At 46.7% G+C, this 255-nt stretch carries 1 rRNA gene; it reads right to left on the reverse strand.

Annotated elements, in window-relative coordinates:
• Positions 1-255: ribosomal RNA gene (locus IC219_RS21540) — 23S ribosomal RNA — on the reverse strand; the annotation flags it as partial.

The raw sequence follows: 255 nt of genomic DNA on the forward strand, positions 1-255 counted from the left end.
CGGTCACTAGGTAGTATTTAGCCTTGGAGGGTGGTCCCTCCTGCTTCCCACAGGGTTTCACGTGTCCCGTGGTACTCTGGATCATATCTGAAGTTTTCTCGTTTGACATACAGGACTATTACCTTCTATGGTGGGTCTTTCCAAACCTCTTCAATTACGATACCTCTTCGTTTAAGATATGTCCGCAACCCCAATAAAGAAAACTTTATTGGTTTGGGCTATTCCGCGTTCGCTCGCCGCTACTTACGGAATCGA

Origin of the sequence: Clostridioides sp. ES-W-0018-02, from assembly GCF_020658175.1 — a bacterium.
Lineage (GTDB): Bacteria > Bacillota > Clostridia > Peptostreptococcales > Peptostreptococcaceae > Clostridioides.